The following is a 12,970-nucleotide window of genomic DNA, read 5'->3' on the forward strand; positions in this document are numbered from 1 at the left end:
AGTATAGCATACCTCTTCCTTTTCTAACAACTTAATTGTATATCACTTTTGGATTAATGTGATATACCTTTTACCTGAAAGAGAAATTAATACATCATATTTAAAAACTACTTAAAAATAAAAAAACACATCATGCTCTAAAGCACAATGTGTTTTATTTTACAACTACAAGATGTGGTCCACCTTGTTCTCTTTCTTTAACTGTCTCGTTCTGTTGTTTCTCTTGTCGTTTTACATGACTAGCAATATTGAGTAATATCCCCATCGCAAGTAGATTAGCTAATAAGGAACTCCCACCATAACTAACAAACGGTAAAGGAACTCCTGTAAGTGGTATTAATCCAGACATACCACCAACATTAACAAATGTTTGGACTCCAAACAAACTTGCAATTCCGATAGCTATTAAACTTCCAAATGGATCTTTACACTTTTGTGCAACTCTAAAGGCCCGAATAATTATAAGTAATAAACAGATTAAAATAATAGCCACACCTATAAAACCAAGTTCTTCAGATATAATTGCCATTATAAAATCCGTTTGTGGTTCTGGTAAGTAACCATACTTTTGTACACTATTTCCTAATCCTCTACCATTTAGCCCTCCCGAAGCAATTCCAATAAATGAATTCACTAATTGAAACCCATCCTTTTGAGGATCATTAAACGGATCAAGAAAAACAGAAAAACGTGCCTTTTGATATGGATTTAATGCATAATTACCAAGAAAATATAGTGCCGGAATCCATACTATAGAAGTTAAAGCAATTCGTTTAATCCATAAGTTAACCTGTACTCCCGAACAAAGAAACATAATTCCTACTGTTCCTGCAATTAACAAATCAGTACCTAAATCATTTTGCTTTAATATTAAAAACATGATTATTCCAACACCAATAAGTACTGGACCTGACCCTTTGAAAACAGGTGTATTCGTTTCTTGTCTTTTCGCAAAAAAATGAGCTAAGACGAGAATAACTGTTATCTTAACAAATTCTGCAGGCTGTATTCCAAATATCCACCCGTTTGCACCGTTTACTTTCTTAGTGAAAAAGGCAGCTGCAGCTAATAAGGCAACACTAGCACCATAACTCCCCAATAAAAAAATTCGTTTTCTCCAAACTTTATATGGGATAGTAGCAATAATTATTAATACCATTGTCCCAACAACTAAAGTAATTAATTGTCTTTTAAAAAAGAAATTTGCTGGTTTATCAAATCTCGAAATCGCAACAATGGAACTAGAACTATATACCATTATAACTCCCAACACACATAAGATAACAAGAGGAAGTAATAATGAATAATCCATTGATTTCCATACTCTTTTCATTTCATTTCCTCTCTCTGTTTCAATTTAATTATTGTTGTATTCCATATGTACATTGATTCTTCCTGCTTTATTATACAAATAAAAAGCTCAAACTTTTTCAGTTTGAGCCCCCTTATTTGAACCCGTTATTGTTGTTTGTTTGTAAATGCTTCATGAAGTGCAGATAACTCACGTTCAAGCTCTCCTAACATTGCTTTCCCTTGTTCTTCTGAAATAAGACCAAGGCGAACTGCAAAATCGACTTCGCGGGATAGTCCAAACATTTGTGTGTCTAACACTTCTTCATATAATGGACATTGCGGCATTGTAAGATGGTCCATTTGCACCTTAATAAGTCTTAAAATCTTCTCCGCATCCGCTTGTAGAAGGGCTAGTGCCTTTTCCTGATGATTTGATACTGTCTCAGACGCCAAATTGATTCCCTCCGTTTCCGTCCTACTCTCTCCTATCTATTAATATTAGCGATAGTTTTAATAAATTGCAATAGAAACATTTTTTGTGACAATAGTGTCTAATACTATTATACTGAAAAGTGGGAGTATAACACAAATGGGGGAACAACAATGAGCGAAATTTTATTTATTAATGGAAAAGTTCGTTTTCCAATCACTATCGATCCAACCGTTTGGATCTTTGATGATCGAAAAGTAGATTTGACAACTTACTTTGATGAAACGAGAGAAAACACTTCAGAACTAGAAGCTTATTTAAAAAACACTTCGGAACATTGGGATCGCGAAATCCGTGATGGTGCTGCTTTCCCGCCGATACAACAAAGTGTAAAGAAATTTAAAAAAGAACAGCTAATTACTGGAACGTTCGGTATACCATTTCAACCTTTTCTTGCTAACGCCGAAATTTCAGATGACGCTACGCAAGTCGAGATCGAAACAGTAGATGATACAATAACGCTTCCATTAGAAACTGTCAAACATGCTATTCTTGGTTTTTCAAAAGAGGGAAAACCATTAAAAGAAGATGGACCTGTTCATTTATATTACAATGATGGATCTAATAGACAAAATCCAATCCGTAACATCCGCAAATTTACAATTATTTAAAGAAAAGGAGTGAGCTTCAGCTCACTCCTTTTTATAATAAATCTGCTGCTAGTTGAGCTAAATTAGATCGCTCCCCTTTTACAAATTTCACATGACCACTAATACGTTGCTCTTTAAATTTCTCTACAACATATGTTAAACCGTTATTATACTCATCCAAATACGGATGATCAATTTGCTGAGGATCTCCCATTAATACGATTTTACTTTTTTCTCCTACCCTCGTTAGTATCGTTTTCACTTCATGCTTCGTTAAATTTTGTGCTTCGTCAATTATAATGAATTGATCTGGAATACTTCTCCCGCGTATATACGTAAGAGCTTCTACTTCTATCGAACCCATTCCAGCTAAAATAGCATCTAACTCTCCTGGTTTTTTCGTATTAAATAAATACTCTAGATTATCAAAAATCGGTTGCATCCACGGTCTTAACTTTTCTTCTTTTTCTCCCGGTAAATAACCGATATCTTTCCCAACTGGAACAATTGGCCGTGCAACGAGTAGTTTTTTGTATAACCCTAAATCTTCCGTTTGCATGAGCCCCGAAGCTAAAGCTAGTAATGTCTTTCCTGTACCAGCTTTCCCTGTTAGCGTGACTAGCGGAATATCTTCACGAAGCAACAATTCTAATCCCATAATTTGCTGCACATTTCGTGGTCGTATTCCCCATACTTGTTCATTATGAAAAATAAGTTTCTTTACCTTCTTACCTAAATGATCCACAATACCTAGTGCTGAACTAGATCCACCTAACGCATCTTTCATTACTACAAACTGATTTGGATAAAAAGGATGATTTGCAATTTCGGATAAAGGCAATTCGCCTTTTTCATAAAAATAATCCAATTGTTCTTTTGATATATATCCTTCTAAAAATCCTGAATATATATTTTCCACTTCAATAACCCGATCACTTAAATAATCTTCCGCCTTTAAACCTATTGCATCTGCTTTTACCCTTACGAGCACGTCTTTACTTACTAAAATAACAGACTTCCCGTCCTCTTTTTCTTGTTCTTCTAAAGATAGATTTTTTGCTACAGCTAAAATTCGATTATCATTTGTTTTTTCTACAAAAATATCTTGTAGTTGGACAAACGAACGATGATTTAATTCAATACGAAATGTACCGCCGTTTTCTAGCGGAATACTTTCATGCAGTTTTCCTATTTCACGAAATTTGTCTATTAACTTAGATACATAACGAGCGTTTCGTCCTACTTCATCCATATAACGTTTTTTCGAATCAACCTCTTCTAATACAACTGCTGGAATCACTACTTCATTGGTTTCAAATGAAAAAATAGATAAAGGATCCTGCAAAAGTACATTCGTATCTAACACATAAATTTTATCCAACCTGTTACCCCCTGACTCCACTTTTAAATTTGTAGAACAAGGGTTTCATCCATAAAATATGGACGAACCATTGTTATAATTATATGTACCGTATAAACGAGGTAGAATCGAAATTTATAGCCATTAAACCTTTTATTTATTTTTTATTCATTTCTATTCAATATATTACTTTTAATTATAATTATTAACATAAAATCACAATAAGTAATTACAAAAGTTAATAACTGACTTTCTTATTTATCACATTTATAATTCTTTCATTCCTGCTAACACCTGGTTATCGAGCTTTTTAGCTGCACGAAGATCATACGTTTTTTCATATGTTGGTTCAATTGCAAGTTTTGCACCATAAAACATAACATCACGTACTTCTTGTACATTTACTTCTATTACAGTCAATTTTAAAGGAATGCCTTCCATTCTATCAGTCAAAATTTCACCTGCACCACTTATGGAAAATACGGATTCATTCGCCATTATAGTCAATACCACTCCAGTACTATGTCTTATATTTTCCACAATACGTGAACGTTGATCTACTGCAAATCGAATACTAGTTTTACTCACTGCATACACCCAAGAAATAGCACTTACGTTAGGAACTTGTTTTTCAAAATCTGTTGTTGCTACCATAACAATACACTCTTTACGTAACGTTTGTACTAAATCATCCGTTAATGTGGGCTCTACTACATTCGCCATATTTCCACCTCCAAATATACTTCATATATCCTTATCATAACCTATTTTTTGAATTGCGAAAATATTATTTTTTCCCGCTATTATTCAAAAACATTACACTTCCATGATATACTTATACTGATAGAATTCGTATTGAGGTGACGAAATGAGAGTCAAATGTATGATTTGTGATAAAAAAGATATGTTAGATGATGAAAATCCTATGGCAAAAAAACTGCGTAATCGCCCTATTCATACATATATGTGCATGGAATGTTCGGAACGAATTGCTGAACGTACGATGGAACGTCATGCAAGTGGTAATTTCCGATTATATCGTGATAAAAAAGTCGAAGACGATTGGTAAAATATAAATAAGTCCTTTATCAATATGATAAAGGACTTATTTATATTTTTCAGGTTCGCGATTCATTTGATCCAAAAAACAATCAATAGCTTCTAATGGAAACCTTGCAGATTTTCTTTCTCCATTTATTTCATATGTAACTACATACATTTCCTCGTTCTTCTTAACTTCCACATTTCTCAATTTATGTTCTTCATATATCATATTTTGAAATAACAAATACGTTTCTTTTGCAGCACTATCATCCGGACGTGCTTCGGCAACTGTTTTAATTGTTAACCAATTATATAACGCATCTTGTACGGAACGCATAAAGCTTCCCCCTCATCCTGCTTTTTGTTGTCTTGCTTGACGTAATCTCAACCTATAAATCCCAAGTACAATTGCTGCTACAACAAGCCCCTCTCCAACAGGTAAAAAAACTGCAAAGAAAGTTAACACTGTACACCCAATCGCTAACGATATATATATCACTATATTTTTTATCATAGATAGCTTTCTTGCAAAACCTAAATTATACACAAGTGCACTTAATATAATAATGACGCCATACAGTAACCACATCCCTAGTTCTGGATTTTCATCAACTTTACATAACTTCGCAAAAAACGACATTCTTTCTAACACTATTTATCCCCCTTCCTCATAAATCAAACCATTTTTCTTTATGTACTTAATACAAGAGTAACCTGTGAAAAAAATACTGTCCACAAAAAGAGTAAATATTCTAAAAAATAAACATAAAAAAACAGCTACCTTAATTAAAGGTAGCTGTTTTACTATTTTACGCTTCTACAGATTTCTTTTTCTTAGCAGCTCTTTCACGTTCGCTCTTATCAAGAATCTTTTTACGTAAACGAATGGATTCTGGAGTTACTTCACAGAACTCGTCATCGTTTAAGTACTCTAATGATTCTTCTAAAGTCATTAAGCGTGGTTTTTTCATTGTTGAAGTTTGATCTTTCGTCGCAGAACGAATGTTAGTTTGTTGTTTCATTTTCACAACGTTAACTGTTAAGTCATTCTCACGAGTGTGTTCTCCGACAATCATACCAGCATATACTTCTGTACCTGGTTCAACGAAGATTACACCACGGTCTTCAACTTGCATAATACCGTATTGTGATGCTTTTCCTGTTTCAAGTGAAACTAGAACACCTTGACGACGTCCACCAACTTGTCCAGCGTGTACTGGTTGGTAGCAATCGAATGTATGGTTTAAAATACCGTAACCACGAGTTAATGTTAAGAATTCTGTTGTGTAACCAATTAAACCACGTGCTGGAACCATGAAAGTAAGGCGAACTTGACCGTTTCCGTTATTCACCATATCTAACATTTCACCTTTACGTGCACCCATAGATTCCATAATAGAACCAGTGTATTCTTCAGGTACATCGATTTGTACACGCTCTACAGGCTCACATCTTACGCCATCAACTTCTTTAATAATTACTTCTGGCTTAGATACTTGTAGTTCATAACCTTCACGACGCATGTTTTCAATTAAGATAGATAAATGTAGTTCCCCACGTCCAGATACGATCCATGCATCAGGAGACTCTGTATTATCTACACGTAAACTTACATCTGTTTCTAATTGTGAACGAAGACGCTCTTCAATTTTACGAGATGTAATGTATTTACCTTCACGACCTGCAAATGGACTGTTATTTACAAGGAACGTCATTTGTAGTGTTGGCTCATCAATACGTAATAATGGTAACGCATCTTGATGTTCAACTGGGCATACTGTTTCACCAACGTTAATGTCTTCCATACCAGAAACAGCTACTAAGTCTCCAGCTTTTGCTTCTTCAATTTCTTGACGTTTTAATCCCATGTAACCAAATAATTTTGTTACGCGGAATTGTTTTACGCTTCCGTCTACTTTCATTAAAGCAACTTGTTGTCCAACCTTCATTGTACCGCGGAATACGCGTCCAACTCCAATACGTCCAACATAGTCGTTGTAATCAAGAAGTGCTACTTGGAATTGAAGTGGCTCTTCGCTGTTATCAATTGGTGCAGGAATATGTTCAATAATTGTATCAAATAATGATTTCATATTCTCTTCTTGATTTGCTGGGTTTGAATCTAAGCTTGCTGTTCCGTTCATTGCTGATGCAAATACAACTGGGAACTCTAATTGATCTTCGTTTGCACCAAGTTCGATGAATAAGTCGATTACTTCATCAACTACTTCATCAGGGCGAGCGAAGTCACGGTCAATTTTATTTACAACTACGATTGGAGTTAAGTTTTGCTCAAGAGCTTTCTTTAAAACAAATCGTGTTTGTGGCATACAACCTTCATATGCATCAACAACAAGTAAAACACCATCAACCATTTTCATAATACGTTCTACTTCTCCACCGAAGTCAGCGTGACCTGGTGTATCTAAAATGTTAATTCTTTTATCTTCATAGTGAATCGCAGTATTTTTCGCTAAAATTGTAATACCGCGCTCTCTTTCTAGATCATTTGAATCCATTGCGCGCTCTTCAACGTGTTCGTTCGCACGGAAAGTCCCCGCTTGACGTAATAACTGGTCAACAAGTGTTGTTTTACCATGGTCAACGTGGGCAATAATTGCTATATTACGTAAATCTTGTCGTTTTTTCAACATGTCCAACTCCTAATGTCTTTTTAATCCTTCTCTATTATAAGAGCGAAGGGGATACAATAGCAATTAAAATAAAATCAAGAATGAAAATATAGTTGTATTCTTACTTTTGTGAAAGTAAAATGAGATTGGAGGGTGAAGAAATGGAACACATTCAATATCGCTTTTTATTAACTGCAATTATCGGTGTTATTTTCTTAATCGGTATCGGCATTATGATTGCTGAAAATAGTCCAATCGGTATTATTATTTGCATTATCGGCACATTTGTTACAGTTGGATACGGTTTTGTAACAAAAAGAAAAATGCGTAAATCGCAATAACGTCAAAAAGTAAGAAGCCTGTATACAGCCTCTTACTTTTTTTGTTACTTGGATATAAACGATAACACTTCTTCATACACCCCTGGCTTCGCAACTAATACGCTACTCTTCTCTACGATAGAAAGTGGCGCTCCGGAGAATGTTGTTACCTTGCCTCCAACTTCCTCTATAATTATCTGTCCCCCACCAAAGTCCCATGGTGATAATCTAGGCGTTACATATGCATCGATTCTTCCAGTTGCAACGTATACCATCTCTAATGCTGCACAGCCATATGATCTCGTGCCTCTTGCTTTCTTAACAAGTGCCATCATACTTTCCATATTAAGCAATGGATTGTCGGTAAGCCATATCGCATTTAAAGCTACAATACCTTGCTCTACAGTACCTTTTTGTAATAAAGGTATTGGTACTTCATTACAAAATGCTCCAGCCCCTTTTAACGCATGATATAATTCATCATGAACTGGATCATAAATAAGTCCAATCTTTCCGATACCGTTCTCATAAATTCCAATTGAAATTGCAAAATTTCTTTTTTGGTGAACAAAGTTCATCGTGCCGTCAATTGGATCAATTAACCAAACAACCCCGTCAGAAGAAGTTACCTCGTCTCCATAGCCCTCTTCACCTAAAATATGATGATGTGGGAATGTTTCTTTAATTTTCCCAATTAAAAACTGCTCTATTTCTCGGTCCATATTTGTTACTAAATCAGCTGCATTTGATTTTGTTTCTATAATAAGTGCTTTTTTCATTGATGCCATTAAACGCTCTCCCGCATCCCGAATCCACTGTTTGGCGTGTGCATCGATGTCTTTCCATACTTCTTGCATGTTTAAACACTCCGATCTATACTGTTCACAGAAAAAACGAACCCTTTATAAGGTTCGCACCAACTAATTTTTTATACATATACTATTATTACGCTTCTAAACGAATCATTTCAAGTCTTAACACTTCTAACTTTTGTACACACTCTTCTTTTTTCTGTTTATCATTTTCCATCATCGCATCATATAAAGTCGCTAATTCATAATCTAGCTCCAAACGTAGCACCGGTATTCTCTTTTCAGCATCTGTTCTCTTTAACGCATTAATCACCTGTCTCATATTATTTGCCTCCTCCCAATATTCGTCTGCCCTCGGACTAGAATTGATTCAATTTTCTGATTTTTTGTTTTATACTATACTATGTTGGATAAATCATCTATGCAACAAAATTATATTTTTTTATTTAAATTTTTTTGTGCTGTTTTTTTTATGAATAGTACAAGCTATGCTAAAATAAAAGCAAAATAGGAGTTGGAGGAACAATCATGACACTACAAACATTCAAATCAACTGATTTTGAGGTCTTTACAGTTGATGGTCTCGAAGAACGAATGAGTGCAATTAAAACGAACATTCATCCTAAGCTAGAAGCTTTAGGGGAACAGTTTGCAGCGTATTTATCCAAACAAACTGATGAGAACTTTTTTTATCATGTAGCAAAACACGCACGTCGCAAAGTCAATCCACCAAACGATACTTGGGTTGCTTTTTCAACAAATAAACGCGGATATAAAATGCTACCACATTTCCAAATTGGATTATGGGGTACTCATGCCTTCATATACTTTGGTTTAATCTATGAGTGTCCACAAAAAGTGGAGACGGCTCACGCCTTCTTAGAACATATAAATGATTTAAAAACAAATATTCCAAATGACTTCGTTTGGTCCATTGACCATACTAAACCAAGTGTAAAATTACATAAAACACTTGAAACAAATGATTTACAAAAGATGATTGAACGTCTAGCTACTGTGAAAAAAGCAGAATTATTAGTTGGTATTCATATATCACCAGAGGAGTTTTCAGCAATGACCAACGAACAATTCCTTGCTAAGATTGAATCTACGATGCAATCACTCCTTCCTTTATATGCACTTTGTAATCGATAGTAGAAAACGGACAATTTATATTGTCCGTTTTTAGTTGTTATCACATTATATCACTTCAGTTTTTATTTTTCAAAATATTTTTTACATTTTCACAAGCTTTTCTTCTTCAATTTCTTTAGCCTTCTGAATCGCACGGTATATAGAATATCCACTTACTTCTTGAAACTCTTTATCAATTTTCTTTTCTTCTGCTTTCGATGGAACAATCTCTTTAAAACGACGATATAAACCCATTAATTCTTCTCTTACAATTCCTTTTTCATATGCTTTCTCAATCGCTTCATAAAACTTCACAATTGTAACCATTTCCTCATTTGACCAATCATAATCTAACGGATATTGATATTCCATTTCGCACCTCATTTATCATTTCTTCTTATTTGAATACGCTATCTTAAAGTGATTTTTTCTACTTCACTATAGCCACTTTGCATTATACACTATTTATTCATTTTAATGGAATTGCCTTCCACTAGAAGTTAGTAGGAAGCTACTATTTAACATACTCACCGTAAAAATATTTTTTGCTATACATCTATAATTATTGGTGATATAATGCTTTTGTTTTATAGAAAATAAAGTGAAGCTCCCATCTCAAAAAAGCTTTTGTGAATGGCAGAAAAACAAGTCTCATTCTAAAAAAGAACGTAACTTTTTTAGAACAAGATTATATAAAACAAACTCTAATAAATATAAAAAAAAGAAGGGGTGTATAGATTGTCCCAATACGAAACACCATTGTTTACCGCTTTAGTTGAGCACAGTAAGCGAAATCCAATTCAATTCCATATTCCAGGGCATAAAAAAGGACAGGGCATGGATCCGGAATTTCGCGAATTTATTGGGCATAATGCATTAGCAATTGATTTAATTAATATTGCGCCGCTCGATGATTTACATCATCCAAAAGGTATGATTAAAGAAGCACAGGATTTAGCAGCCGCTGCATTTGGTGCGGATCATACTTTCTTTTCTATTCAAGGTACAAGTGGCGCAATTATGACAATGGTGATGAGCGTTTGCGGTCCTGGTGACAAAATACTAGTACCACGAAACGTGCATAAATCAGTAATGTCAGCTATTATTTTCTCAGGTGCAAAACCTATTTTCATGCATCCTGAAATTGATCCAAAACTTGGTATTTCACATGGAATCACAATTCAATCTGTCAAAAAGGCACTTGAAGAGCACTCAGATGCGAAAGGCCTACTTGTTATTAACCCAACATACTTTGGCTTTGCTGCGGACTTAGAACAGATTGTACAATTAGCACATTCTTACGATATCCCTGTACTCGTTGATGAGGCTCATGGTGTTCATATTCATTTTCACGATGAACTGCCGATGTCAGCGATGCAAGCCGGTGCAGATATGGCAGCAACAAGTGTTCACAAATTAGGTGGATCTTTAACGCAAAGTTCTATTCTTAATGTAAAAGAAGGCCTTGTGAACGTAAAACATGTTCAATCTATTATTAGCATGCTTACGACTACATCAACGTCTTACATCTTGTTAGCCTCCCTAGATGTTGCTAGAAAACGTCTTGCTACAGAAGGAACGGCACTCATAGAACAAACAATACAATTAGCGGAACAAGTTCGTGATGCTATAAATGATATTGAACATCTTTACTGTCCAGGGAAAGAAATGCTAGGTACGGATGCTACTTTTAACTATGATCCCACAAAGATAATTGTATCTGTAAAAGATTTAGGTATTACAGGCCATCAGGCTGAAGTATGGCTTAGAGAACAATATAACATTGAAGTAGAGCTCTCAGATTTATACAACATACTATGTCTTGTCACTTTTGGGGATACAGAAAGTGAGACAAATACACTTATTGCAGCATTACAAGATTTATCAGCAACATTTAAAAATAAAGCTGATAAAGGTGTTCAAGTACAAGTAGAAATTCCAGAAATACCTGTTTTAGCACTTTCTCCTCGAGATGCTTTTTATTCGGAAACAGAAGTCATCCCATTTGAAAATGCAGCAGGTCGTATTATAGCTGATTTCGTTATGGTTTATCCGCCAGGGATTCCAATCTTTACTCCGGGGGAAATTATTACACAAGATAACTTAGAGTATATTCGTAAAAACTTAGAAGCAGGTTTACCTGTACAAGGTCCTGAAGATATGACATTACAAACATTACGCGTGATTAAAGAGCACAAGCCTATCAGTTGATAGGCTTTTCTTTCACCTTTTTGGCCTTTTATCATACGATATTATGTAATGTAACGTATAGGTGGGGATACTATTATGATTGTAATAGGCCGTTCTATTGTACATCCTTATATCACAAATGAATATGAGCCATTTGCAAATGAGAAACAACAAATTTTATCTATAATGGCAGGAAATCAAGAAATCTATTCCTTCCGAACATCTGGTGAACTCAGCTTTGATCTAAATTTGCGTGTTCATATTATTACTTCTGCATTAGAACTTTTTCAAAGTGGTTTTCAGTTTCGCACATTTCAACAATCTTTTTGTAACCCTCAGTATTGGAAAAGAACATCTCTTGGAGGATTCGAGCTCCTTCCAAACATACCCCCTTCCATTGCCATACAAGATATTTTCAAAAACGGAAAACTATATGGAACTGAATGTGCCACCGCTATGATCATTATTTTTTACAAAGCTTTACTAGCATTATATGAGGAAGAAACCTTCAACCGTCTCTTTGCAAACCTTTTACTTTATACGTGGGACTACGATCAAGATTTAAAGCTCATAACAAAGACGGGTGGCGATCTTGTCCCAGGTGATCTCGTTTACTTTAAAAATCCACAAGTGAACCCAGCTACAATCGAGTGGCAAGGAGAAAATACAATCTATCTAGGAAATTTCTTTTTTTATGGGCATGGCGTAGGTGTAAAAACAAAAGAAGAAATTATATACGCGTTAAATGAGCGACGAGTCCCTTACGCTTTTATTTCCGCTTTCTTAACCGATACTATTACCCGTATCGATAGCCGTCTTATGAGCTACCACGCTTCTCCTAACACACCACAGACATCCATAGGATTTATTCCGATTAGAGATGATGCAATTGTTGCAACAGTTGGCAACACAACTACAGTTTATTAAAAAAGCACCTACATATGTAGGCGCTTTTTTTATTTAAGCTTTTGAATGTTCTTTATGGTCACAGTCGCAATGAGATCCACATTTCCCGTATAGTACTGTTGATTTTTCATCTTCAAAATGTCCGATTGTTCCTTCACATACTTGGCATACGATTGTTCCCATTTTTCATTTCCCCCT

17 protein-coding genes are annotated in these 12,970 nt (G+C 35.0%); 6 read left to right on the plus strand and 11 right to left on the minus strand.

Annotated features, from left to right (window positions below; translation table 11 throughout):
* Nucleotides 1-154: 154 nt before the first annotated feature.
* Nucleotides 155-1,333 carry an FtsW/RodA/SpoVE family cell cycle protein gene (locus MR083_RS14135; protein WP_000832768.1) on the minus strand — a complete coding sequence of 393 codons (1,179 nt, stop codon included), beginning with the start codon at nt 1,331-1,333 and terminating at the stop codon, nt 155-157.
* Between the two features lie 125 nt (nt 1,334-1,458).
* Nucleotides 1,459-1,746 (minus strand): Fpa/YlaN family protein, encoded by a 288-nt coding sequence (locus tag MR083_RS14140; RefSeq protein WP_000135697.1) that lies wholly within the window; start codon nt 1,744-1,746, stop codon nt 1,459-1,461.
* Nucleotides 1,747-1,896: 150 nt separating this feature from the next.
* Here MR083_RS14140 and MR083_RS14145 point away from each other — a divergent pair, with 150 nt between their 5' ends.
* The gene (locus MR083_RS14145; protein ID WP_001289788.1) at nt 1,897-2,394 is read left to right on the plus strand and encodes a molybdopterin-binding protein; all 498 of its coding nucleotides are present in this window, start codon (nt 1,897-1,899) and stop codon (nt 2,392-2,394) included.
* A 31-nt stretch (nt 2,395-2,425) separates the two neighbouring features.
* Here the strand turns inward: MR083_RS14145 and MR083_RS14150 are convergent, their stop codons facing one another.
* Nucleotides 2,426-3,754 (minus strand): PhoH family protein, encoded by a 1,329-nt coding sequence (locus MR083_RS14150; RefSeq protein ID WP_000358083.1) that lies wholly within the window; start codon nt 3,752-3,754, stop codon nt 2,426-2,428.
* A gap of 246 nt (nt 3,755-4,000) precedes the next feature.
* The gene (locus MR083_RS14155) at nt 4,001-4,456 is read right to left on the minus strand and encodes a pyridoxamine 5'-phosphate oxidase family protein (RefSeq protein WP_000024588.1); all 456 of its coding nucleotides are present in this window, start codon (nt 4,454-4,456) and stop codon (nt 4,001-4,003) included.
* Between the two features lie 145 nt (nt 4,457-4,601).
* Between MR083_RS14155 and MR083_RS14160 the strand changes: the two genes are divergently transcribed.
* Nucleotides 4,602-4,802 carry a YlaI family protein gene (locus MR083_RS14160; RefSeq protein ID WP_001995040.1) on the plus strand — a complete coding sequence of 67 codons (201 nt, stop codon included), beginning with the start codon at nt 4,602-4,604 and terminating at the stop codon, nt 4,800-4,802.
* 36 nt (nt 4,803-4,838) lie between these two features.
* Here MR083_RS14160 and MR083_RS14165 read toward each other — a convergent pair whose 3' ends face one another.
* From MR083_RS14165 to typA, 3 genes are all read right to left on the minus strand, one after another.
* Nucleotides 4,839-5,114: a hypothetical protein gene (locus MR083_RS14165; protein WP_001258149.1), complete on the minus strand. Its 276-nt coding sequence runs from the start codon at nt 5,112-5,114 to the stop codon at nt 4,839-4,841.
* Between the two features lie 12 nt (nt 5,115-5,126).
* Nucleotides 5,127-5,429 carry a YlaH-like family protein gene (locus tag MR083_RS14170; protein ID WP_073531183.1) on the minus strand — a complete coding sequence of 101 codons (303 nt, stop codon included), beginning with the start codon at nt 5,427-5,429 and terminating at the stop codon, nt 5,127-5,129.
* A gap of 157 nt (nt 5,430-5,586) precedes the next feature.
* Nucleotides 5,587-7,431, minus strand: coding sequence for a translational GTPase TypA (gene typA, locus MR083_RS14175; protein ID WP_000914763.1), 1,845 nt, complete (start codon nt 7,429-7,431; stop codon nt 5,587-5,589).
* 140 nt (nt 7,432-7,571) lie between these two features.
* Here typA and MR083_RS14180 point away from each other — a divergent pair, with 140 nt between their 5' ends.
* The gene (locus MR083_RS14180) at nt 7,572-7,751 is read left to right on the plus strand and encodes a DUF5325 family protein (protein WP_000400127.1); all 180 of its coding nucleotides are present in this window, start codon (nt 7,572-7,574) and stop codon (nt 7,749-7,751) included.
* 44 nt (nt 7,752-7,795) lie between these two features.
* Here the strand turns inward: MR083_RS14180 and MR083_RS14185 are convergent, their stop codons facing one another.
* Both MR083_RS14185 and MR083_RS14190 read right to left on the minus strand, forming a co-directional pair.
* Nucleotides 7,796-8,587, minus strand: coding sequence for an inositol monophosphatase family protein (locus MR083_RS14185; RefSeq protein WP_242269483.1), 792 nt, complete (start codon nt 8,585-8,587; stop codon nt 7,796-7,798).
* Nucleotides 8,588-8,675: 88 nt separating this feature from the next.
* A complete protein-coding gene (locus MR083_RS14190) occupies nt 8,676-8,864 on the minus strand; it encodes a hypothetical protein (protein ID WP_001250168.1) in 189 nt (62 codons plus the stop codon).
* 206 nt (nt 8,865-9,070) lie between these two features.
* Here MR083_RS14190 and MR083_RS14195 point away from each other — a divergent pair, with 206 nt between their 5' ends.
* A complete protein-coding gene (locus tag MR083_RS14195) occupies nt 9,071-9,697 on the plus strand; it encodes a YktB family protein (RefSeq protein ID WP_000175082.1) in 627 nt (208 codons plus the stop codon).
* 81 nt (nt 9,698-9,778) lie between these two features.
* Here MR083_RS14195 and MR083_RS14200 read toward each other — a convergent pair whose 3' ends face one another.
* Nucleotides 9,779-10,048: a UPF0223 family protein gene (locus MR083_RS14200; protein ID WP_000456556.1), complete on the minus strand. Its 270-nt coding sequence runs from the start codon at nt 10,046-10,048 to the stop codon at nt 9,779-9,781.
* A gap of 366 nt (nt 10,049-10,414) precedes the next feature.
* Here MR083_RS14200 and speA point away from each other — a divergent pair, with 366 nt between their 5' ends.
* Both speA and MR083_RS14210 read left to right on the plus strand, forming a co-directional pair.
* Nucleotides 10,415-11,887 carry an arginine decarboxylase gene (gene speA / locus MR083_RS14205; protein WP_242269484.1) on the plus strand — a complete coding sequence of 491 codons (1,473 nt, stop codon included), beginning with the start codon at nt 10,415-10,417 and terminating at the stop codon, nt 11,885-11,887.
* A gap of 75 nt (nt 11,888-11,962) precedes the next feature.
* Nucleotides 11,963-12,793, plus strand: coding sequence for a protein-glutamine gamma-glutamyltransferase (locus MR083_RS14210; RefSeq protein ID WP_000635350.1), 831 nt, complete (start codon nt 11,963-11,965; stop codon nt 12,791-12,793).
* Nucleotides 12,794-12,826: 33 nt separating this feature from the next.
* On the opposite strand, the gene MR083_RS14215 is transcribed toward MR083_RS14210, so the two are convergent.
* The gene (locus tag MR083_RS14215) at nt 12,827-12,955 is read right to left on the minus strand and encodes a GapA-binding peptide SR1P (protein ID WP_000536793.1); all 129 of its coding nucleotides are present in this window, start codon (nt 12,953-12,955) and stop codon (nt 12,827-12,829) included.
* Between the last annotated feature and the right edge of the window lie 15 nt (nt 12,956-12,970).

The organism is Bacillus cereus group sp. BfR-BA-01408 (assembly GCF_022663305.1).
Taxonomy (GTDB): domain Bacteria; phylum Bacillota; class Bacilli; order Bacillales; family Bacillaceae_G; genus Bacillus_A; species Bacillus_A pacificus.

What these genes read in the sequence shown, in the direction of transcription:
- MR083_RS14165 (WP_001258149.1), bottom strand. Translation starts at nt 5,114, where the DNA reads ATGCGTTCCGTACAAGATGCGTTATATAATTGGTTAACAATTAAAACA.
- MR083_RS14185 (WP_242269483.1), bottom strand. Translation starts at nt 8,587, where the DNA reads ATGCAAGAAGTATGGAAAGACATCGATGCACACGCCAAACAGTGGATT.
- MR083_RS14215 (WP_000536793.1), bottom strand. Translation starts at nt 12,955, where the DNA reads ATGGGAACAATCGTATGCCAAGTATGTGAAGGAACAATCGGACATTTT.
- MR083_RS14135 (WP_000832768.1), bottom strand. Translation starts at nt 1,333, where the DNA reads ATGAAAAGAGTATGGAAATCAATGGATTATTCATTATTACTTCCTCTT.
- MR083_RS14160 (WP_001995040.1), top strand. Translation starts at nt 4,602, where the DNA reads ATGAGAGTCAAATGTATGATTTGTGATAAAAAAGATATGTTAGATGAT.
- MR083_RS14210 (WP_000635350.1), top strand. Translation starts at nt 11,963, where the DNA reads ATGATTGTAATAGGCCGTTCTATTGTACATCCTTATATCACAAATGAA.
- MR083_RS14200 (WP_000456556.1), bottom strand. Translation starts at nt 10,048, where the DNA reads ATGGAATATCAATATCCGTTAGATTATGATTGGTCAAATGAGGAAATG.
- MR083_RS14195 (WP_000175082.1), top strand. Translation starts at nt 9,071, where the DNA reads ATGACACTACAAACATTCAAATCAACTGATTTTGAGGTCTTTACAGTT.
- typA (WP_000914763.1), bottom strand. Translation starts at nt 7,431, where the DNA reads ATGTTGAAAAAACGACAAGATTTACGTAATATAGCAATTATTGCCCAC.
- MR083_RS14145 (WP_001289788.1), top strand. Translation starts at nt 1,897, where the DNA reads ATGAGCGAAATTTTATTTATTAATGGAAAAGTTCGTTTTCCAATCACT.
- MR083_RS14180 (WP_000400127.1), top strand. Translation starts at nt 7,572, where the DNA reads ATGGAACACATTCAATATCGCTTTTTATTAACTGCAATTATCGGTGTT.
- MR083_RS14155 (WP_000024588.1), bottom strand. Translation starts at nt 4,456, where the DNA reads ATGGCGAATGTAGTAGAGCCCACATTAACGGATGATTTAGTACAAACG.
- MR083_RS14190 (WP_001250168.1), bottom strand. Translation starts at nt 8,864, where the DNA reads ATGAGACAGGTGATTAATGCGTTAAAGAGAACAGATGCTGAAAAGAGA.